Source organism: Paenibacillus aestuarii, assembly GCF_027789125.1.
Classification (GTDB): domain Bacteria; phylum Bacillota; class Bacilli; order Paenibacillales; family NBRC-103111; genus Paenibacillus_E; species Paenibacillus_E aestuarii.
In genome coordinates, this window is sequence record NZ_JAQFVF010000014.1 from 17,638 (window position 1) to 35,950 (window position 18,313).

18 protein-coding genes and 1 riboswitch are annotated in these 18,313 nt (G+C 49.7%); of the genes, 4 read left to right on the forward strand and 14 right to left on the reverse strand.

Going from position 1 to position 18,313, the window contains the following annotated elements; all coding sequences use genetic code 11:
• The first annotated feature begins 40 nt into the window (after positions 1-40).
• Positions 41-472 carry a hypothetical protein gene (locus tag O9139_RS02870; RefSeq protein ID WP_270877945.1) on the forward strand — a complete coding sequence of 144 codons (432 nt, stop codon included), beginning with the start codon at positions 41-43 and terminating at the stop codon, positions 470-472.
• Positions 472-1,542 (forward strand): phosphodiester glycosidase family protein, encoded by a 1,071-nt coding sequence (locus O9139_RS02875; RefSeq protein WP_270877946.1) that lies wholly within the window; start codon positions 472-474, stop codon positions 1,540-1,542. Before O9139_RS02870 ends, O9139_RS02875 begins: the two co-directional genes overlap by 1 nt.
• A gap of 304 nt (positions 1,543-1,846) precedes the next feature.
• On the opposite strand, the gene O9139_RS02880 is transcribed toward O9139_RS02875, so the two are convergent.
• Positions 1,847-2,101, reverse strand: coding sequence for an AbrB/MazE/SpoVT family DNA-binding domain-containing protein (locus O9139_RS02880; RefSeq protein WP_270877990.1), 255 nt, complete (start codon positions 2,099-2,101; stop codon positions 1,847-1,849).
• Between the two features lie 179 nt (positions 2,102-2,280).
• Positions 2,281-2,745: a tRNA (uridine(34)/cytosine(34)/5-carboxymethylaminomethyluridine(34)-2'-O)-methyltransferase TrmL gene (gene trmL, locus O9139_RS02885; RefSeq protein WP_270877947.1), complete on the reverse strand. Its 465-nt coding sequence runs from the start codon at positions 2,743-2,745 to the stop codon at positions 2,281-2,283.
• A gap of 144 nt (positions 2,746-2,889) precedes the next feature.
• Here trmL and O9139_RS02890 point away from each other — a divergent pair, with 144 nt between their 5' ends.
• Entirely contained in the window at positions 2,890-3,603 is a 714-nt protein-coding gene (locus tag O9139_RS02890; RefSeq protein WP_270877948.1) for a response regulator transcription factor, read from the forward strand.
• Positions 3,604-3,768: 165 nt separating this feature from the next.
• On the opposite strand, the gene nrdF is transcribed toward O9139_RS02890, so the two are convergent.
• The 4 genes from nrdF to serC all read right to left on the reverse strand — a co-directional run bounded on the left by nrdF (position 3,769) and on the right by serC (position 9,096).
• Positions 3,769-4,752: a class 1b ribonucleoside-diphosphate reductase subunit beta gene (nrdF, locus tag O9139_RS02895; protein WP_270877949.1), complete on the reverse strand. Its 984-nt coding sequence runs from the start codon at positions 4,750-4,752 to the stop codon at positions 3,769-3,771.
• A gap of 24 nt (positions 4,753-4,776) precedes the next feature.
• Positions 4,777-6,861, reverse strand: coding sequence for a class 1b ribonucleoside-diphosphate reductase subunit alpha (gene nrdE, locus O9139_RS02900; protein WP_270877950.1), 2,085 nt, complete (start codon positions 6,859-6,861; stop codon positions 4,777-4,779).
• Positions 6,848-7,207 carry a class Ib ribonucleoside-diphosphate reductase assembly flavoprotein NrdI gene (gene nrdI, locus O9139_RS02905; protein ID WP_270877951.1) on the reverse strand — a complete coding sequence of 120 codons (360 nt, stop codon included), beginning with the start codon at positions 7,205-7,207 and terminating at the stop codon, positions 6,848-6,850. The genes nrdE and nrdI overlap by 14 nt, the downstream gene beginning before the upstream one ends.
• Positions 7,208-7,422: 215 nt before the next feature.
• Positions 7,423-7,627: riboswitch (cobalamin riboswitch) on the reverse strand.
• A 380-nt stretch (positions 7,628-8,007) separates the two neighbouring features.
• The gene (gene serC / locus O9139_RS02910; RefSeq protein ID WP_270877952.1) at positions 8,008-9,096 is read right to left on the reverse strand and encodes a 3-phosphoserine/phosphohydroxythreonine transaminase; all 1,089 of its coding nucleotides are present in this window, start codon (positions 9,094-9,096) and stop codon (positions 8,008-8,010) included.
• A gap of 123 nt (positions 9,097-9,219) precedes the next feature.
• Here serC and thpR point away from each other — a divergent pair, with 123 nt between their 5' ends.
• Positions 9,220-9,885 (forward strand): RNA 2',3'-cyclic phosphodiesterase, encoded by a 666-nt coding sequence (gene thpR, locus O9139_RS02915; RefSeq protein WP_270877953.1) that lies wholly within the window; start codon positions 9,220-9,222, stop codon positions 9,883-9,885.
• Positions 9,886-10,010: 125 nt separating this feature from the next.
• On the opposite strand, the gene O9139_RS02920 is transcribed toward thpR, so the two are convergent.
• The 8 genes from O9139_RS02920 to O9139_RS02955 all read right to left on the reverse strand — a co-directional run bounded on the left by O9139_RS02920 (position 10,011) and on the right by O9139_RS02955 (position 18,288).
• Positions 10,011-10,631, reverse strand: a complete 621-nt coding sequence (locus O9139_RS02920; RefSeq protein WP_270877954.1) for an NUDIX hydrolase — start codon at positions 10,629-10,631, stop codon at positions 10,011-10,013.
• The gene (locus O9139_RS02925) at positions 10,628-11,155 is read right to left on the reverse strand and encodes a mismatch-specific DNA-glycosylase (protein WP_270877955.1); all 528 of its coding nucleotides are present in this window, start codon (positions 11,153-11,155) and stop codon (positions 10,628-10,630) included. Before O9139_RS02925 ends, O9139_RS02920 begins: the two co-directional genes overlap by 4 nt.
• Before the next feature lie 255 nt (positions 11,156-11,410).
• Positions 11,411-12,646: a DUF1501 domain-containing protein gene (locus tag O9139_RS02930; protein ID WP_270877956.1), complete on the reverse strand. Its 1,236-nt coding sequence runs from the start codon at positions 12,644-12,646 to the stop codon at positions 11,411-11,413.
• Positions 12,647-12,669: 23 nt separating this feature from the next.
• Positions 12,670-13,989 (reverse strand): DUF1800 domain-containing protein, encoded by a 1,320-nt coding sequence (locus O9139_RS02935; RefSeq protein ID WP_270877957.1) that lies wholly within the window; start codon positions 13,987-13,989, stop codon positions 12,670-12,672.
• A 139-nt stretch (positions 13,990-14,128) separates the two neighbouring features.
• Complete coding sequence (locus O9139_RS02940) at positions 14,129-14,686, reverse strand: NADPH-dependent FMN reductase (RefSeq protein ID WP_377525084.1); 558 nt, start codon at positions 14,684-14,686, stop codon at positions 14,129-14,131.
• A gap of 217 nt (positions 14,687-14,903) precedes the next feature.
• Positions 14,904-16,328 (reverse strand): type I glutamate--ammonia ligase, encoded by a 1,425-nt coding sequence (gene glnA, locus O9139_RS02945; RefSeq protein WP_270877958.1) that lies wholly within the window; start codon positions 16,326-16,328, stop codon positions 14,904-14,906.
• A gap of 236 nt (positions 16,329-16,564) precedes the next feature.
• Positions 16,565-17,608 (reverse strand): 3-deoxy-7-phosphoheptulonate synthase, encoded by a 1,044-nt coding sequence (aroF, locus tag O9139_RS02950; RefSeq protein ID WP_270877959.1) that lies wholly within the window; start codon positions 17,606-17,608, stop codon positions 16,565-16,567.
• Positions 17,609-17,748: 140 nt separating this feature from the next.
• Entirely contained in the window at positions 17,749-18,288 is a 540-nt protein-coding gene (locus O9139_RS02955; protein WP_270877960.1) for a DUF2062 domain-containing protein, read from the reverse strand.
• Between the last annotated feature and the right edge of the window lie 25 nt (positions 18,289-18,313).

The following is an 18,313-nucleotide window of genomic DNA, read 5'->3' on the forward strand; positions in this document are numbered from 1 at the left end:
AAACGGAATTATGCTATACTAGGAAACAGAGGTGAAGTTCATGAATATGCCCATCGAAACATCGGCAGTAAATCCTTTTCCGCGCGCCGCCAAGTCGACCAAAGTTAAAAGAAAAACTTATGTCTATCTATTTCTTAGTTGGCTGTTTCTGATCGCCATTGGCGTCACTGCCGCTAAGCTTTATACAGATCATCTGCGAGCTGCCATTGCTAACGATATCGCGCAGCAGACCCAGCAGCAGCTTAAAGCTGTGCAGGACGATTACCAGAAGCAAGTTGGCCAATTAAAAGACAGTGTCAACGCCGATATCAGCGACATGCAGAAGAAAGTCGACTCGCTGAACGAGCTGCTGGCATTTACGAAAGATAGCGCGAACAGCAAGACCGATAACAGCAATCAATTGTACACGCAGCTTGCCGACGTGAAGGCGAAATTGGAAGAATTGCAAAAAAATCTGGATGTGTTGAAGTAATGAATCCGATTCAACAAATTAACCGTGTGTTTCTGCTCGCCTGCGCCCCATTCTTGGGCGTGCTCATCTGGCTGCTGTTTGTGAATACAAGCATCACACTTCCCAGTCTGTCACTGCCAAGCATAGGAGTGCCATTTTCTTTCCACCAGGAAGCGATCGTCTTGGACAGTAAGCTGATCAAAGCGAATATGGATGCCGGGCAGACGAAGTCCATCATTGAGAAATATTTTGAACTGTATGAGAAAAGCACTGCGGAAGTTAATGGCATGCTGCAGAACGCTGTCGCGCAGGCCGCGAAGCCGGGATTGATCTATGATGCCCGAATCACCGCCAAGCTGGGCAGCCCTGTCCAGCAAGCATCGTCCGGTAATATTGATCTAAAGTTGTTCACGCTGAGTGAAAGCAACTATAAGGGCTACGCGCTGAAGGTCAATCTCAAAAGCGATAAGGCAATCAAGCTTGTCCTCGGCAATGACAAGATGGGCTCCAGCGAGACGACGCTGAGCGCAGTCCAGCGCTATGGCGCCGTTGCCGGCGTGAATGCAGGCGGCTTCGCCGACGACAGCAAGGGCAAGCGGTATCCGCTGGATACGACGGTCATGAACGGGAAATACTTAAACGGCTTCTTCCCCAGCCGCAACGATACGATCTTCATCGGGCTGAACAAGGACCGCAAGCTCATTGGCGGCAAATTCAACTCCCAGGCTGAGCTGGATAAGCTGAATCCGTGGATGGGTTCAACCTTCGTGCCGACCTTGCTCAAGAACGGCAGCAAGACCGCCATCCCGTATCAATGGCAGAGCTCGCCGGCCCGCGCAGCGCGAACGGTCATGGCCAATTACAAGAACGACCAGCTGCTGTTCATCGTCACCGATGGCTATGATGAGAGCGGCAATTCCGGCGCCACGCTGGCTGAGCTGCAAGATAAGCTGCAGCAGCTCGGTATCGTCGACGCCTACAATCTCGACGGTGGTGGCTCCTCTACGTTAATCATGAACGGAAGTGTCATCAATCGCCCTTCCGACGGCAAACTTCGACCGTTGGCGACACACTTTCTCTTCTTCAAATGATGAGTACAGGTGAAAATTCACATTTTATTCGTTTCTTTTTTTTGGAACGTTGGTTATAATAAATTTTAACTATGTCCATTCGTTCTTTAACCCTACAGGAGGTGCAGCATATGTTCGGATTGTCATCTACTTTTTGGCTCGTAATCACGACTTTTGCTTTATTTATCGTCGCCATGTTGACAGCTGCCTATAACGAAGACAAAACTAGAGGCCTGTAAGCTTCAGCTTTCTCAGCTGCAAAACAAAAAAAGCATCGCTATTCTCCTAAGGAGATGCGATGCTTTTTCGTTGTACAGCCGAAATCCTATGCTCTGGATTTCAACATATTCATTTCGCCTAAGCAAATGCTGCAGATGTGACGCTCTTTAAACTCGCTGACACCTTCCATGTTGCCGCAAAATACGCATTTCGGACGGTATCTTTCGAGAATAATATGATCCCCTTGAACTAGAATTTCAACAGGATCACCTTCGTTCATCTGATAACGCTTCCTCAGTGATTTAGGTAATACAATTCGTCCTAATTGATCAACTTTACGAACTACGCCTGCTGGCTTCATCATAGGACTTCACCTCACTTCCACTCCCGTTTTATGCCCCTTGCAACGAGTCTAGCTTGTCTAAACGCATTGATACGTACCTATTCGCCATTTTAAGGAGAAATCCTTCTATGACTTCCATGAAAACTTTCTCATCTTAGCAATTCATGTCGAACAGGAGGAGCTATGAGCGATAGGGGTTAGGTTAATCCCGGAAAGCCGGTCTGGCGCAAGCCTTCATATAACATAATTGCCGCTGAATTAGACAGATTCAACGATCTAACCGCATCGGACATCGGCATACGCAGGAGGGTCTCCGGATGCTTGGCCAGCAGGTCCTCAGGCAAGCCTTTAGTTTCCTTGCCGAATACGAAGAAGTCCCCATCCTGGAAAGTAAAATCACTATACCGCTTCTTCGCCTTCGTCGTTGCAAAGAAGAAACGGGAACCGGCGTATTTCTCCAGCACTTCGTCGAAAGAGTCGTGGTACTCCAGTTTCACGGAATGCCAGTAATCCAGACCTGCCCGTTTAAGCGTCTTATCATCGGTATCAAAGCCAAGAGGTCGGACGAGATGCAAATACGTCCCTGTCGCTGCGCATGTGCGCGAAATGTTGCCTGTATTGGCTGGTATCTCAGGTTCTACTAGTACAATATGAAAAGCCATGGTCTGTCATTCACCTCATTTTATATCCTATTATAAGACAAGCCGGAATGCAATTTTACATAGCGTTAACTTTATCTTAATACGACCTTGATAGAGTCTTGACATAATAGACTTATCAAAGCGATTAAAGGAGCCCACCAGCCGATGAAAAAGAAAATTTTAGTCGTGGATGACGAACCTTCAATCTCCATGCTAATCGAATTTAACCTGAAGCTCGTTGGCTTCGAGGTACAGTGCGTATTTGATGGAGAAGCCGTATTCGATGCTATTCAAACGTTTCGACCTGACTTAATCGTTCTCGATTTGATGCTTCCGAAAATGGACGGCTTTCAAGTTTGCCGCAAACTACGTAACCAGAACAATCTCGTACCGATCATTATGTTGACGGCCATGCAGGACCTTACTGATAAAATTGCCGGACTCGATAACGGAGCCGACGATTATATGACGAAGCCTTTTAGCCCGCAGGAGCTTATTTCCCGCATTCAAGCGATTTTGCGCCGCATTCAGACGCTCCCTTCCACTGTGGAGAATGCTCCTATTCAGATCGGTCAAATCTCCATTAACGCCGATCAACGGGAAGTGAAAGTAGGCGGATCACCGATTGAATTGACGCCAAAAGAGTTCGAGCTGCTGCTCTTCCTCTGCAAGCACCGCGGAAAAGTGTTGAGTCGCCAACAACTGCTGCACGGCGTATGGGATTACCACTTCCTGGGCGATACACGGATTGTCGATGTGCACATTTCCCACCTGCGCGACAAAATCGAGAACAACGCGCGTAATCCGGAATATATTATGACCATCAGGAACGTCGGCTACAAGCTGACTGAACCTGCTGTCAAAGAATCACTCGCTTAATTGTATTAAACCTTTGTTCATTCCTCCGATTTCGATAAAAATGGGTGCCGCTAGGCACCCATTTTTGCATGCTTGGATGGGCTGGGACGCAGCATTGTTTACCCCGGCACCGACTGCACGAAAATAAACAAACCAGAGAGCCCCGCGGGACGCCCTGGTCAAAGCCTAAAATTTGAAATCGTCATCGTTCAAAGGTTCAACGTGAATCGTGCGCACATAGCCGTTACCCTTTTTCGAGAAAAAGTCATGCTGCTTGGTCTTCGTACTTAAACCGTTCAAAACGATCGGGTTAATGTCCTCTTCCGGGAACATCGGCTCCAGCCCCAAGTTCATGAACGCTTTATTCGCATTATACCGCAGGAAAGCTTTCACATCTTCAGTCAAGCCGATGGAATCGTACAAGCTCTCCGTATACTTCTCTTCGTTCGCATGCAGCTCCTTCAACAGCTCGCACAGCGTCTCGTAGGCCTCATCCTGCTCCGCAGGGCTAAGCTCTCCGTACACTTCCTGAGCCAGAACCCCCACATACAAGCCATGGATGCTTTCATCCCGCAAAATCAAATCAATGATCTCGCCGCTGCTCGTCATTTTACCTTGCCCAGCCAAATATAGCGGGTAGTAAAAGCCGCTGTAGAACAAATAGCTTTCCAGCAGGACAGAAGCCGCCATCGCCATGTACAGCTCCTTACGCGTGCCGATGTTCTCGTAATAGCGAGAAATCGTGTTCGCTTTGAACTGTAAATACGGGTTACGTTCCACCCACAGGAAGATCTCATTGATCTCCTCCGTCGTCGACAAGGTCGTAAAAATACTGCTGTACGACTTCGCGTGAATCTGCTCCATCATCCCCATGAAGCTCAGCACCGCTTTGCGCTGAAGCCCTTCGACGTGCTCCAAAATCTTCGGCATGCCGACGCCGCCTTGCATCGTATCCAAGAGCGTCAGTCCGCCGAGCACCTTCATATACAGCTCGCGCTCCGCGCTGTTCAGTGTCATCCAAGACATTTTATCGTCAGAAAGCGGAATTTCTTCGTCCGTCCAGAACTGCATAATGTTCTGATTCCAGAACGTAATCGTAAAATCATCGTCAGGCCGGTTCCAGTTAACGGCTCTTTTGGTCGCCTGACTCTCAATCGTGCTCGTGCTCATCTTCTCGTTCAATCCCCTTCCGATTTACACCGCGCAGCTGACGCATTCCTCAACGGAGAGTTGATTGGTTCGCGTGTAATAGAGCGATTTAAGTCCCTTATGCGCCGCATACAGGTAATATCTGGCAAGTTGTCTGGTCGTGACATCACTATTCACATGCAGAATCGTGGAAATCCCTTGATCCACATGCGCTTGAATCTCAGCGATCAAGTCCAGAATTTTGAACTGATCCATTTGATAAGCAGATTTATAATAGAAGAAATTGTCTCGTTGCATAAAAGGCATCGGATAGTACGTCGTTGAATTCGCGTACGTGCGCGTCTCAATCGGCTCAACGATCGGCATCACGCTGGACGTCGAGTTCTGGATGTAAGAAATGCTTTGCGTCGGCGCAATCGCCATGCGATAGGCATGGTATAGACCGTGTACACGCACTTCTTCTTTCAAGGCCGCCCAATCGCTCGGCGAAGGAATATGCATACCCTCGAACAAAGTCTTCACTTTATCCGTCACAGGTTCGTAATTCGTAGTCAAATATTTATCGAAATAAGTGCCATCCGCGTACGAAGACTGCTCGAAGCCTTCGAACGTTTGGCCTTTCGCTTTAGCAATTTCCTTGCTTTGCTCAATGGAATAATAATTCATCGCCATGAAGAACGTACGGGCAAAATCTTTCGCCTCTTCACTCTCATAAGCAATCTTGCACTTGGACAGGTAGCCGTGCAGGTTCATGACACCGAGGCCGACGGAATGCAGCTCACGGTTCGCCTTAGCGACGCCTGGCGCATTCGCAACCAAAGCCATATCGCTGACCGCAGTCAAAGCTGTCATGCCTTCATAGACCGTTTCACGCAGCTTCTTGCGATCCATGACATTAGCAATATTCATCGAAGCCAGGTTGCAGCTGATGTCTCTCAAGATAAGATCGTCTTGACCGTAATCGTTAATGACCGATGTCTCTTGCAGCTGGAAAATCTCCGTGCACAAGTTGGACATTTTGATCGTTCCGATCGCCTTCAGCGCATGGTCCTTATTCGCATTGGAACGGTTCATGATATATGGATAGCCGGATTCCAGCTGGGTTGTCGCAATTTTGACCAGCATATCGCGTGCGCTCATCACGACTTTCTTTTTCACGCTCGGATTCGCCAGCAGCTCGTCGTACATCTCATCGAGATCCATATCGTCCATATGCTTGCCATAGTTCTGGTATACCGTGTAAGGGGCAAATACGTGAAGCGGCTTGTTCTCTTCCGCTAATTTATAAAATTTGTTCGGCACAATTAAGCCGATGGACAACGTTTTCAAGCGGGACTTCTCGTCCGCGTTGATCTTCTTGCTGTCCAGGAACTCCATAACGTCCCAGCCGAAAATGTTGTAATAAGCAGCGCCAGATCCTTTGCGCTGGCCCATCTGATCGGCGTAGGAGAAGGCATCCTCCATCAGCTTCAACACGGGCATAATCCCTTTTGCGGCATGCTCAACGCCTTTGATCGATTCGCCGCGTCCGCGCAGCTTGGATAGATTTACTGCCACGCCGCCGCCAATTTTGGACAGCTGCATGCAAGTGGCTAGCACATAGTTAATCGAGTTCAGCGAGTCGTCCATCTCCAGCAAGAAGCAGGACACCAGCTCGCCGCGACGGCTTTTGCCTGCGTTCAAGAACGTCGGCGTCGCCGGCTGCAGCCGTTGTTCCATCATCGAGACCGCAAGCGCACGCGCCGTCTCTACATTCCCGCGTCCCAAGTGCAAAGCAACGATCGCCACGCGGTCCGGAAAGTGTTCCATATAAAGCGACTTATCGTCGCTGCGGAGCGCGTAATCCGTGTAAAATTTCGATGCTGCCATATAAGAAGCAAACTCGAATGGGGCTGCATGTGTAACTTGATATATTTCTTCAACTTCCGCTTCGCTGTATGTTTGATAGACATCTTCGTAGTAGTTGTTGTCAATCATGTAACGGACTTTCGCGGAAGTGTCAGGGAACGAAAGGCTATTGCGATGAACTTCCTCCATGAATACTTCTACGGCTTCCTTATCCTTCTCTAATTGGAAAAAACCATCAGCTCCGCGCTGCATTAATTCATTATTAAGCTCAATGTGCCGCAATTGCCTGTACCCCCTGTACAAATCGTTCTACATCACTCTTCGTTCCGGACAATTCGAATTTCGATAATACCGGAACGTCATACAACTCCGAGATGCGGTCTGCGCTTTTGGCGAAGCCGTCTCCCCAATTGCGATTGCCGCTGGCTGCTACGCCAACCATCTGCGGATGGTTCGATTCCAGGAACTCCGCCACCTTCGGCGGAATTTGACCAAAACCAGTTGTATAAGTCACAAGTACAAAAGGCTCGTCCATCTTCATGGCTTCCTCAATTTGAATCGCAGGCATTTTCAGCTTGGCGATAAATCGGCGAACATTACCCGTCTTTGAATCGTAAGCAATCAGCATAGGGATCGTCTCCTTCTCCAACATCTGCAAATACATCTACAGCAAAATTCCAAACTAGATCTATGTGTCAACGCCATTATGTAAGATACTCTGACATCTACAAATAAAAATGACGCACTCGGAACGCTGAGGGATCCGAATACGCCACACAAGGACATGCGAAACAAGCGCACATCGTGTACGTGGGAATCAGACAACTTCCTATCAGCCGTAGGGGTGTGTCATACGAGAAGGCAGGTCTCCTGGCTTGGCAGCGTTGGATCTGACCGATCTGCGTCAACTCGACTCGACAAATTACGTCGCCGATGATCCAAGGAATGCTCCCTTACAGTGGCGGGACCGCGCCGGTTTCCCACCGGACTTCCCCTATTATCGGGCACTTGCTAGATTCGTGCTCGCACCTTCTCAAAACCGATATGTTGATGATAGATTCAAATTTATCTCAAGATATAGTGTTTGTCAATGGTGAAAATGGTCTATTGAATGTTGTGAAAATAGCAAAATCCAGTAGCCATGCGGTATCTCGGGGTGTGAAAAAAATTTATTTTTTTTAAATTAAATTATGTTCAAATCAAATGTATCAAACGTGTCGAAAATGTGTGAAAAATGACACCATTTGCGACGAGCCGACAAGTTCAATGACTCCCGGTCTGACGGAAGCGACTCATACTGCAATTTGTCAGATGATTCAGATAGATGTCAGGTTAACTGCCGGGCACAAATGCACAAATGCCGAGCACAAACAAAAAAAGCTATTCACAAGCGCCAGCAGGCGTCATGAATAGCCTCAAACTATCGTTTTAGCCGTTTCGTTGTTGGAAATCCGTCATGAAATCAGCCAGAGCTTTGCAAGACTCATATGGCACAGCATTGTATGTCGACGCGCGAAGCCCGCCAACACTGCGATGGCCTTTCAGGCCGACAAAGCCGTGTTGCTCGCTCTCCTTAATGAACTTCTTCTCCAGCTCTTCGTCCTGTAAGCGGAATGTGATATTCATCGTGGAACGGCTGCCTTTGTCAACCGGACCGCGATAGAAGCCGCCGCTTTGGTCGATAGCGCTATAAATCAGACCTGTTTTCTCCAGGTTATTTTTTTCAATGACAGCGAGGCCGCCTTGCTCTTGAATCCATTTGAGCACCAGGTTCACCATATAGATCGAATAAACCGGCGGCGTATTGTACAGGGAATTGTTTTTACTCTGAATATCGTAGCGAAGCATGGTTGGAATGGACTTCGGCAAGTCCTGCAGCATGTCGTCTTTGACGATCACGACGGTTACGCCTGATGGTCCCAGGTTCTTTTGCGCGCCGGCATAGATCATGCCGAACTTGGAAACATCGACCGGTCGGCTCAAAATGTCACTGGACATGTCCGCAATCAAAGGCACATTGCCCGTGTCCGGATAAGCTTGGAATTGCGCGCCTTCAATGGTCTCGTTGGAAGTCACATGCAAGTAAGCGGAATCTGGATGCAGATTGATCTCGCTCAGATCCGGTATTTTCATGAATTTTTGCTCTTTGGAGCTAGCCGCGATGGACACTTCACCGAATAATCCGGCTTCTTGCACCGCTTTCTCCGCCCATGCGCCTGTCAACACATAGCTGCCAACTTTCCCCGGCTTCAAAAAGTTCATCGGAATCATTGCAAATTGCGTGCTGGCGCCGCCTTGCAGGAACAGGACTTGGTAACCGTCCGGGATGCCGAAGATTTGTTTCAATAATTGCTGCGTTTCATTATGTACTTGTTCATATTCGCTGCTGCGGTGCGAAATTTCCATAATCGACATGCCAATACCTTTAAATTCGACAATCTCTTCCTGCGCTTTTTGCAACACGGCTAGCGGAAGCGCCGCTGGCCCTGCATTAAAATTGTAAGCCCGGTTTCCCATCCATCCACACCTCATCCATTTCATTGTGTTTATAAGTCCTTTTGTATTATGGCTATGATAGCAAGATTCTAGGTGTGCATCAAGTAAAACCTGACTTGGAAATACTAGGAGAAGAATTAACCAGTGGATAAAAAAAATCAAAAAAGGAGCCCACTCATTTTGAAAAATACGAGCTTTACCGATAAACATGCAGCGCCACCAAAAAACGCCTCAAACGCTGTCGATTTTCGGCTGTTCGTGGGCTTGCGGCTCCCGCCGGAGGCGATGCGGGAGCTGAGCTTGTGGCAGGGCAGCATCCAGGAGCAGCTGCCCTTCAGCAAGTGGACGCATCCGCAGGACTTCCACGTCACGCTGCAGTTTCTCGGCAACACGGAGGCCGAGATGGCGGACCAGCTGGCGCCTGCATTGCGCCAGCTCGCGGCGGCTGCGGCGCCGCTCACCCTGCACGCCGAGGGCCTTGGCGTGTTCGGGCCGCCGGCGGCGCCGTCGATCCTGTGGGCGGGCGTCGCCGGCGACCTCCCCGCGCTGGCTGCGCTGCAGCGCGATACGGTCCGGGCCTGCGCCCGCCATGGCTTCGCGGCCGAGGACCGTGCCTACCGGCCGCATATCACGCTGGCCCGCCGCTACCGCGCGGCGGCGGGCCCGTTCGACCGCGCCGCGCTCGCGGCCGGTGCGCCGGCAGGCAGCGGGCCCGCGTGGCGGGTAGAGGACATCGTCCTCTACCGCAGCCACATGGGCCGGCAGCCTGCCTATGAGCCGATAGCCGCTTTCCCGCTGGGGAGCGGCTAGCCAAAAAAGCCAGTCGCTTGTTCTGCACTGGCCGGCTGGCGTTTTTCCCTATCATTGAATTACAATTTTTAGTTATTTCATCATATATTAGCAGTAGAATAGGCTTGTAGTTCGTCCCCCATCTTCTAGTCCAGCAGCACGTCTGGCGTTGAACTGCGTGCTAGCGTGAACATCCGCCCCAACTGCTCGGCGGTGTTGCGCTCAACCGAGAGCGGCGGCAGCGCGCTCTCGGCAAAGAAACCGACTCCGGTCGTCTCCAGACCGGCTTCCAACGCTTCCCCGCCCACGAGCTCGCACAAGATGAATATCTTGTACACGTGATAGGGCGAGGGTGGATGCGCATGGCGGCTCTTGTCGAGCACCGCCAGCAAGCGCACTGGCCGGACATCGTATCCGGCCTCCTCCTTCGTCTCCTTCACGGCGATCTCGGAAGGCGTTAAGCCGATATCCGCCCAGCCGCCGGGCAATGACCAGGCGCCGTCGGCGCGCTCACGCACCAGCAGCAGCTTGTCTTCGTGCAGCACGACGGCACGAATATCTACCTTTGGCGTCGCGTAGCCGGTCTCGCCTGCAAACAGCTCAGCTACCTTATCCACCGGCGTATCCGTAAAATGACTCATCATCTCTACGCTGATGCTCCGCAGCGCCTCATACCGCTCCAAATCGTAGCCATCCTTGGCGTAGGTTAGCCCCGCCTGACTGATCGCTTGAATTTGCTTAGCCCAATCTAACCATGGAATGTTCATTTTGCGCTCCTTTCGGGATGACTGTACGGCAATATGCCTCTGAAGATGGCCACCATCTCATCCAGCTTCATCCGTACGAGCCCGCTTGAAGACGGGCATACATATTCGATCACACCGGGCACGACCGGTTCCTGCTGCATTCCCCAGCCCATGCCGCGTTTTCCGCTGTACTGCTCGTAAACCCCTTTTCCAACGAAGCATACGACTCTTGGATGAAAAGTCTGAATTTTTTCTCTAAGCAAAATTCTGCCTTCCCGATACTCTTCAGGGGTAATTTCTGCAGCCGTCAGCGTCGGGCGGGCGACGATATTCGTAAATCCGTAGCCCAGCTGCAGCAAATCCCCGTCCTCCTGCGGCAAGTATTGCCGTGGAGTCAGCCCTGCCTGGTGCAAAATCCGATAAAACCTATTGCTAGGATTGGCATAATGATGACCGGTTTCGCCAGAACGGATGCTCGGATTATACCCAACGAACAAAATACGCAAATCCGCCTGAATATGATCGGAAATCGGGTGAACGGACATGTTAGATATCCCCTTTCCTTCATTCACCGCAGCGTTCATGCACTCACCTGTTAGTTTACCATTTATTCCCGGCGAGGTCGAAACAAGCGTATCTAAGCATCAAAAACTTTCCCTCCAGCGGGTCACGGGTTGAGTTGAAAATTCTATAGCCTACGGCAATAAGTCGGCAAAATCGGACTGAGCATGTGCGGCTTGTTTAACGTCTGCATCTGCTGCAATCCTACCAGCCATGTTTGACTGTGGATCAGCTTTTTTTCAGATAAACGTCAGCTTCTCATAAGACTTGCCAAGCACGCCCGCGGCATCGCCTTGCAGCCATTTGTCGATCAGCGTACCGTACACCGCTCTGAAATCGACTTCGTATTTTAAGTCCCCATTGTCCAGCTGTGTCAGGCTAGGGTAGTCTCCATACAGTCCGCCCTTCACGCGGCCCCCGAGCACAAACATCGGAGCTGCCGTCCCGTGATCGGTGCCTCCGCTGCCATTCTCCCGAACCCTGCGGCCAAATTCAGAAAATATCATGACCGCTACGCGATCCTGAAGCCCTTGTGTTTCCATATCCTTATAAAATGCAGTAAGCCCTTCATCCAGTTGCTGCAGCACCCGGGCATGCTGCTCCTTCTCATCGGCATGATCGTCAAATCCGCCGAGCTGCACCTGAAAGACGCGCGTCCCCGCCCCGCCTGCCAGCAGCTTGGAAACGAGCTGAAGATCCCGCGCAAAACCCGAATTCGGATATGTAATTTTGTTGACATAATTAGCCGATAGCGCGTGAATCGCCTCTACGCTTTGATATGCATCCCGCCCCCGCTGACTAGCGACTCGAAGCTGATCCAGCTGCCCATCAGGATTATACATATCCTGAAATGCCTTGAGGATACGGTTTTTCTCCATCATCGCGGTTTTCGGGTCGATCAGCTGGTACGACTCCAAAGACTGAATGACCGGAAAATTCAGCTTATCTGAACTAAACGCTTTGCTGGCCGCATTGCCGATCTGAATCGCTTTAAGCGGATTATCGCTGCGCATAAGCGAAGACTCCACGTACCGTGCCAGCCAGCCGCTATGGCTGATGGTGTCCGGCTCCGCCGTCTGCCATATTTCCATCGAACGAAAATGCGAATGATCAGGCTTCGGATAACCGACGCCTTGAATAATAGCAAGCTTCCCGAGTTTGTAAAGCGCAGCCATACCCGCCAAGCTTGGGTGCAAGCCCACCTGATTATCCAGCGCCAGCACTTCATTTTGCTTGTAAGCGAGTGTCGGACGTTCATCGTAATAGACGCCTTGCCCATAAGGAATCAACGTGTTGATACCGTCATTCCCGCCGTTTAATTGCACAACCACGAGAATGGGATCATCGGCGGAAGACTCCGCCTCAGGAGTGAATACAGATTTGCCGAAATGATTGTAAATCAAGCCGCCGCCAAGCCCTAACGTCGCAATCAAGGCTGATCCTTTAAGCAGAAAATCTCTTCTCGTTAATTTCATCCATTATTTCCTCCTTCCCCATGTTATTTCATCTGCGCTTCCGGACTGATCAGCAGCAGGTGCATCAAACCGCGCAAGCCTGAGTTCTTATTTGTTGCATGTATAATGGTATCGTTCGCATAAGCGCTCAAGCTTTTCAACGTCGGCGCCGACAGCTTGGCAATTCCCAGGTTACGGCTCCATAGCGCTGCCCACTGCTCCGCTTGCTCCTTGTTCTGTGGCTGGAAGGTATCCGAGGTCAACAAGGCCGCCTTCATTTGCTTCGCAACAGTTTCCGCGTACTGATATCTGGCCAGCAGCGAGCTGGTGCCGAGCCAGGTTAAGCCGCCTCTCCAGCCCGCCACATCAGGGGGCATGTATAGCTCCTGGCCCATTTTTCTCATCGCTTGCACATATCCCTTGGCCAGCGGGAGCTGACATTGTTTCACGATGCCTGCCGTATATTCAGCCGGCGTTTTGATGAGCGCCATCTGCAGGGCCGGGTCGTAGAAATCATCGGACACCATCAAGGCGTACAGAACCTCGCCTATCGTTGCCTTAGTGGCGATATCGTCCGCCACCTTGCGGATCCACGCCTGCGGAGGTGGATCAACGGCAAAAAAAGCGAGCAGCTTAGCCGCCAAAAATTGCGGCAGCGCCTTTTGATGGAAGATGATATCGACGGCCCCGGCTGCATCCAGCTTTCCGCTCTCGCCCAGCAGCGTTTTCCTCTCATCATCGTGCTGTTTCGGGGCAAAGCTCACTTTGCCTTCGGCTTTGTTATACGTCCAGCCCGTAAAAGCGCGGGCCGCTTCCTTCACATCCTGTTCGGTATATTGCCCGATCCCCAGTGTAAAAAGCTCCATCACCTCGCGCGCGTAATTTTCGTTCGGCTTCCCTTTTTTGTTCTTGTTGACGTCCAGCCAAATCATCATCGCCGGATCCTGCCCGACAGCGACAACCAGCTCTTTAAAGCTGCCTAGCGCATGTTTGCGAAACAGCTCGTTTTGCTCCACCATCAAGGCCACATCTTTGACCTTGTAATAGGCTGTCGCAAAATGCCCGTGCCAAAACAGCGTCATTTTCTCAACTAATGGTGCCTTGGATGAAGCCATCCGGTAGACCCAATACAGCTGCTGGTCAGCGAGCTGTGCGGGGTCGAGCGCCTTGTTGCCTTCCGTTTTCAGTTCTTCAAGCGGCGTTAGCGCCGGAATCCCCTCGATCAGCGCCTCCCCCGCTACAAGCCGCCTCACAGTTTCTTCTCGGCCTAAGTTCAGACATGCCGCTATTTCTTTGCTGCTCGCTCCAAAAGCGGCGCGATTTAATAAATGAATAACTTCCTTTTCCGTCCATACACCAACCACGCTTTCACCCCCAACTCAGTGCTTATAACCTACCATTTAAATGTGTCAAAACTATGTATAAAAAAAAAGAAGCCGAGGCTATTCCCCCCTCGACTTCTCCCATCACGTGTCAGCTATTTACTAAGCTATTTACTTGTGTTTAGTGTGCCTTGGTTTTGCTCATCTGTCCAGCAAGCTGCAGGAAAGCGTCAACCACATGCTTTACTCGTTTTTCGACATCCGGTTGAATAGTTTCGGCGACAGGTGTCGAGAACGATTTTCTCTGATCCCCGCCGATGGAAATCCATTCCGGGCAGTTGATGCCGTGCAGATTCCTAACGATCGTTTGCAGCTGTGTTAACGAACTCACTGCAATGGCTCCTCCTGACGAACTGACGGATAGAACCACTTTACCGCCAAAATGGTCCTTGCTTAAGTGATCGAGCGCATTTTTGAGCACGCCGGAGATGCTGCTGTGATACTCTGGCGTAGCTAACACGATTGCATCCGCTTCTAGCATCGATTTCTTCAGGTTTGCAAGTCCAGGATGGTTGTGGTAACCCTCATCTGGTGAATAGAAGGGCACAGGCGTTTGATAGAGATCAATCAGCTGCACTTGTTTCCCTTTTTGCACCATCAACGCTTGTATATACTCAGAAAGTCTTGTACTTGTCGCTTCTTTGCGGTTGCTTCCAGCTAAAATGACAATATTCATCATGATCTTCCTTCCTCATCTTGGCGTCTATTTCTTTTTTTATTTACCTTTATATTCCTAGTATAGTGCATTTTATGTAAAGGAACCTCAGTAATTGGAATGATTATTAACTGATATTGTCTACGACTTTAGTCTTACACGAAGCGGAAATAAAAAGCCGCTCCCCCGTGGAACCACGGAAGAACGGCTTCGCTAATTAAACTTGGATAAATGCCGAGAATTAGCAGTCGAAGTATAGGTTGTACTCGTGTGGGTGAATACGAATCGCTACTTGCTTCGCTTCGCCGCGTTTCAATTCGATGTAGTTGTCGATGAAGTCTTGCGTGAATACGCCGCCTTCAAGCAAGAAGTCGGAATCTGCTGCAAGAGCATCCAAAGCTTCTTCCAATGTTCCAGGAACACTGCGGATTTCGCCTTTTTCTGCATCGGACAACTCGTAGATGTTTGTATCGAAAGGACCGTATCCAAGAGCACGAGGATCGATTTTCTTTTTGATACCGTCAAGACCTGCCATCAGCATAGCTGCGAACGCAAGGTAAGGGTTCGCTGTGCTGTCCGGTGTACGGAACTCGATGCGGCAGCCTTTAGGTGTTACAGCTGCGATTGGAATACGAACAGCTGCGGAACGGTTACCTTTGGAGAATACCAGGTTAACTGGAGCTTCATAACCAGGAACCAAACGTTTGAAAGAGTTTGTACTTGGGTTGGTGATCGCGATCAACGCTGGAGCGTGATACAGGATACCGCCGATGTAGTTCATAGCCAGTTCACTCAAGTTCGCATAAGCGCCTTTTTCGTAGAACAAAGGCTCATCTCCGTTGAAGATGGACATGTGTACGTGCATACCGCTACCATTATCACCGAACAGCGGCTTAGGCATGAATGTAGCCACTTTGCCATATTGTCTAGCTGTGTTCGCTACAATGTATTTGTATTTAAGCAAGTTATCTGCAGTTTTTGTCAAAGAGTCAAAACGGAAGTTGATCTCAGCTTGGCCAGCTGTAGCTACTTCGTGATGGTGACGCTCGATGCGAAGGCCAGATTCTGCAAGCAGACGGCACATTTCGGAACGAATGTCTTGTTGGGAATCGATTGGCGCTACTGGAACGTAACCGCCTTTAACTGGAACTTTATAAGCAAGGTTGCCGCCTTCTTCTTTGCGTCCTGTGTTCCAGCCTGCTTCTTCGGAATCAACTTCGAAGTAGGATTTGTTCATGCCATTTTCGTAACGAACGTCGTCGAAGATGAAGAACTCGGACTCAGGTGCGAAGAATGCTTGTGTACCAACGCCAGCTGATTGCAGGTACTCTTCCGCTTTTTGAGCGATGGAGCGAGGATCGCGGTCATAACGTTCGCCATCCGGAGTAAAGATGTTGCTCATGATAACCAATGTTGGATGTGCTGTAAAAGGATCCACATAAGCAGTTTCTGTATCTGGCATCATAACCATGTCAGATTGTTCAATTCCACGGAAGCCTGGGATGGAAGAACCGTCAAAAGCTACCCCGTTCACGAAAGTTTCTTCGTCCACTTCAGTCGCAGGCAAAGAAATATGTTGGGCTTTACCAGCAAGACCTACGAAGCGAAAATCTACCCACTCAATGTTTTTTTCCTTGATAAGGCTCAATACATTTTGAACTGACATTTAAAACTACCTCCCATTTCCGTACATTCAACGTACTTAACATGATTATTGTTCATCTTTTTGGTTGTTATCTTGCACATATTATATAGCTATTCTGCTAACACAGTCAATACTTATGTCAGGTATTTTTTATCGATGTGTAAGCTATGCTCACACAATTCAAAAATTATCCAAAATATTGAAAAGAGACCAGTCTCTTCTTATTAGAAGAGGCTAGTCTCCGGCATCTCAATCGTTTAAGCGAGAATCGCTTCTTTCTTCGTATCAAACTTCTTGCCAAGCAGTGGCGCCAGTTTCTCCAGATCGACGAGCAGTTCTGCGAATTGCTCTGGGAACAAGGATTGTACGCCATCTCCTGTCATGGAGTTATCCGGATCTGTATGCATTTCGATGATGAGGCCGTCGGCTCCTGCCGCTACGGAAGCTTTGGTCATTGGCACGACCAGCTCTCGGCGTCCTGTACCATGACTTGGGTCAGAGATAACAGGAAGGTGGCTCAACTGCTTCAGAACCGGAATAGCTGACAAATCGAGCGTGTTGCGCGTGTATGTTTCAAATGTTCGGATTCCGCGCTCGCACAACATAACATTCGGGTTGCCGCCAGCAAGAATGTACTCCGCTGCATTCAAGAATTCATCGTAAGTGGCACTGAATCCGCGCTTGAGCAGGACCGGTGTTTGAATCGAGCCGAGCTTGCGCAGCAAATCAAAGTTTTGCATGTTGCGCGTGCCCACTTGCAGGATATCTGCGTACTCAGCGCAGACATCGACGTATTCAGGCGTCATCACTTCCGTGATGGTCAGCAGGCCATGCTTCTTGCCGGCTTCCGCCATCATCACCAGACCCTCGACGCCAACGCCCTGGAAGCTGTATGGGCCTGTGCGTGGCTTGAAGGCACCACCGCGCAGCACTTGACCGCCAGCTGCCTTAACCAGACGGGCAATCTCATCGATCTGCTCCGGAGATTCCACTGCGCAAGGTCCGCCCATCACGACTAGCTGCTCGCCGCCGATCTCCACGCCCTTGATGTTGATGACTGTATCGGAAGGATGGAAATCACGGCTTGCCAATTTATAAGACTTCGAAATTTTCACGACTTGCTCGACGCCGGACATTTGGCGGAGGTGCTCAGCCAATTTCGGGTCCGCTTGGCCGATGATGCCGATTACCGTGCGATCTTCGCCTTTGGAAACATGTGCCTGCACACCTTGTTTCTCAATATATTGGACGATCTCTTGAATGCGCTCTTCCGAGGTTTTATTAGATGTAATAACGATCATGTGTATACACGCTCCTATATAAAAAAGTATAAGTACTTACATGCTTCAACGCTTGTTTGCTTTTAAGCTTCTACGCTTTTAATCACTAAAGCAAATATACAACGCTTGACGAAGATTCGTCAAGCGTTAATTTATTTCAACTATTCATTTGAGTCGGATGAAACCAATTGCGCCTTGCGAATTCTGCGTTTCTCTTTACGTCGGTTCGTATGATACTTCAGCAGCAACATGACTGGGAAGTATGCGATAATGCCAAGTACCGTGCCGACAACCATACCGCCTACAATCAAGTCTAATCCGCTTCTAATAATATTGGACAGCATATGCGGCAGGTGATGAATCAGATATATCTTGAGATGCTTAGGCACGAGCCAGTCGCCCACCTGCTTATTGAGAATAGAAAAAGGAATATAGATCACTTTACCAAAAACAAAACCAATTAAAGCCCCCGGTAAATTCGCTCTTAATAAATACACAAGCGGGAATATCAGCACGAATGCGAATCCCGCAGTCGGTAAGGTAAACATCTCAACGGCTAAACCAATCGAGAAGCCTCGTGCAACTTTGGACGGCCCGCCTTTGGCACGCTGCAACTGCAAATATTTATATTTAAACCAACGCTTAGTGCTGTTCCAGTCGTAGCGGGATTTTCTCGGTTTCACCTTCTGTGCGCTTTGCATCTTAGGTCTCTTCCTATCGAGTGGG

Excerpts from the sequence above, each read along its gene's own strand:
- aroF (WP_270877959.1), bottom strand. The coding sequence starts at position 17,608 with ATGATCGTTATTACATCTAATAAAACCTCGGAAGAGCGCATTCAAGAG.
- nrdI (WP_270877951.1), bottom strand. The coding sequence starts at position 7,207 with ATGCTGATTGCTTACGATTCAAAGACGGGTAATGTTCGCCGATTTATC.
- O9139_RS02925 (WP_270877955.1), bottom strand. The coding sequence starts at position 11,155 with ATGTCCGTTCACCCGATTTCCGATCATATTCAGGCGGATTTGCGTATT.
- O9139_RS02875 (WP_270877946.1), top strand. The coding sequence starts at position 472 with ATGAATCCGATTCAACAAATTAACCGTGTGTTTCTGCTCGCCTGCGCC.
- trmL (WP_270877947.1), bottom strand. The coding sequence starts at position 2,745 with ATGGCTTTTCATATTGTACTAGTAGAACCTGAGATACCAGCCAATACA.
- O9139_RS02880 (WP_270877990.1), bottom strand. The coding sequence starts at position 2,101 with ATGAAGCCAGCAGGCGTAGTTCGTAAAGTTGATCAATTAGGACGAATT.
- O9139_RS02890 (WP_270877948.1), top strand. The coding sequence starts at position 2,890 with ATGAAAAAGAAAATTTTAGTCGTGGATGACGAACCTTCAATCTCCATG.
- O9139_RS02930 (WP_270877956.1), bottom strand. The coding sequence starts at position 12,646 with ATGAAATTAACGAGAAGAGATTTTCTGCTTAAAGGATCAGCCTTGATT.
- O9139_RS02955 (WP_270877960.1), bottom strand. The coding sequence starts at position 18,288 with ATGCAAAGCGCACAGAAGGTGAAACCGAGAAAATCCCGCTACGACTGG.
- serC (WP_270877952.1), bottom strand. The coding sequence starts at position 9,096 with ATGGGAAACCGGGCTTACAATTTTAATGCAGGGCCAGCGGCGCTTCCG.
- O9139_RS02920 (WP_270877954.1), bottom strand. The coding sequence starts at position 10,631 with ATGAACATTCCATGGTTAGATTGGGCTAAGCAAATTCAAGCGATCAGT.
- O9139_RS02870 (WP_270877945.1), top strand. The coding sequence starts at position 41 with ATGAATATGCCCATCGAAACATCGGCAGTAAATCCTTTTCCGCGCGCC.
- nrdF (WP_270877949.1), bottom strand. The coding sequence starts at position 4,752 with ATGAGCACGAGCACGATTGAGAGTCAGGCGACCAAAAGAGCCGTTAAC.
- glnA (WP_270877958.1), bottom strand. The coding sequence starts at position 16,328 with ATGTCAGTTCAAAATGTATTGAGCCTTATCAAGGAAAAAAACATTGAG.
- O9139_RS02940 (WP_377525084.1), bottom strand. The coding sequence starts at position 14,686 with ATGATGAATATTGTCATTTTAGCTGGAAGCAACCGCAAAGAAGCGACA.